Source organism: Klebsiella sp. CSG-1, from assembly GCF_056521145.1.
This window is the reverse complement of the sequence record NZ_JBWNLD010000031.1, coordinates 1-1177: the sequence shown is the minus strand read 5'-3', so window position 1 is coordinate 1177 and position 1177 is coordinate 1. Positions and strand designations below refer to the sequence as shown.

1 protein-coding gene is annotated in these 1177 nt (G+C 49.0%); it reads left to right on the top strand.

What is annotated here, in order from left to right; genetic code table 11:
* Window positions 1-180: 180 nt before the first annotated feature.
* Entirely contained in the window at window positions 181-1149 is a 969-nt protein-coding gene (locus AC007G_RS28260; protein WP_032694613.1) for an IS110 family RNA-guided transposase, read from the top strand.
* The last annotated feature ends 28 nt before the right edge of the window (window positions 1150-1177 follow it).

The window sequence follows — 1177 nt, the reverse complement described above, 5'->3', positions numbered from 1 at the left end:
CCTTGTATCTCAAAAGTGGATTACTATGATCTGGCTTAGATTTGGCAAGGCCTGTGTAGTCCGATTCCTCCCGGGGTTATTAAAGCCCGCAGCATAGCGATTGACGCACAGGCTGAGCCGTTCATCTGAAGCCCGAACAGTTGTCCGAACTTCAAATCGTATTTGCAAGGAGGGGTATAGATGAGCGTGTCAAATCAACGTTGTGCAGGCATAGATGTTTCAAAAGGTACTCTGGATATTGCAATCAGCAATATTGCCAGCCAGTTCACTGTACCAAATGGAACTGACGGTTTTACTCAAGTTCTCAGAGAGTTAAAGCGAAATGAAACAAGGTTGATCCTCATGGAGGCGACAGGGGGTCTGGAGTCATGTGTGGCTTGTTATCTTCAATCAGAAGGGTTTGACGTTGTCGTCATTAATCCCCGCCAGGCTCGAGATTTTGCTCGTGCAATGGGCTATCTGGCGAAGACTGATCGTATAGATGCCAGAGTATTGCTTCAGATGTCGGAAGTTATTAACCAGCACCCAGAACGGGAAAGATACATTCGTCCCTTACCTGATGCCCACAGGCAGATTCTGGCTGCGATGGTGGTCAGACGCAGACAGCTCACGATCATGCTTACAGCCGAACGAAACCGATTACATCCCTCGCATCCTCTGAGCCATGCAAGCATCAGATCAATTATTTCGGCCCTGAAGGGCGAGTTGGCGCGTATTGAAGGTGAAATGGCGATTCACATCAAGGAGCATTTCAGTGAATTATCCGAGCTTCTGAACGCAGTTAAAGGAGTTGGCTCTGCGACAGTCGCCGTACTACTGGCAGAAGTCCCAGAACTTGGCTCACTGTCACGACGAGAAATTAGTGCCCTTATTGGGGTTGCTCCAGTAAACAGGGATTCCGGTACGATGCGCGGTCGCCGAACTGTATTCGGAGGGCGAACTTCAGTCCGTACAGCTCTCTATATGTCAGCCCTGGTTGGGACGAGGCACAACCCTGTAATTAAAGAGTTCTATACACGCCTGGTTGCCGCAGGAAAACCTAAAAAAGTTGCACTGACGGCCTGCATCAGAAAATTGCTGACCATCCTGAATGCAATGCTGAAAAAGAATGAAGCATGGGATCCGATGTATCACCAGCATGCTTCGTAGCCGCGCTCGAAAGACAGTTGCTATGCTC